This is a genomic window from Acinetobacter sp. UBA3132 (assembly GCF_002364825.1).
Taxonomy (GTDB): Bacteria; Pseudomonadota; Gammaproteobacteria; order Pseudomonadales; family Moraxellaceae; genus Acinetobacter; species Acinetobacter schindleri.
In genome coordinates, this window is record NZ_DEZM01000236.1 from 1 (window position 1) to 299 (window position 299).

Genomic DNA, 299 nt, shown 5'->3' on the forward strand with positions numbered 1-299 from the left:
GTGATATCAGCCAGATTATAATTTTCTGTCAGTCCTTTCAGTGCCTGAACGGTTGCCGAATTTTGGATAGTGAGTAAAGGTAAAGTTCGACGCTGGGTATCTTTAAGATAATCAGTCAGGTGGCTTACTTTCTGATTGTTGCTTAGTAAATTAAGATCTGCATCAAGCTGATAAGCAACATGGGTAGCCGCGGTCGAGACCGGGCCATTAAGCGGTGCAGCCTGAGCTAAAGTCGGTGCCATTGAAACCGGGAGCTGCTGGTCAATAATATCAGTGACTTTATTGGATTCAGGCAAGGC

The 299-nt window shown here is 45.2% G+C and carries 1 pseudogene; it reads right to left on the reverse strand.

The annotated features are described in order from the left end of the window. Positions 1–299 (reverse strand): annotated as a pseudogene (locus tag B4033_RS13285) (glycerophosphodiester phosphodiesterase); the annotation flags it as partial.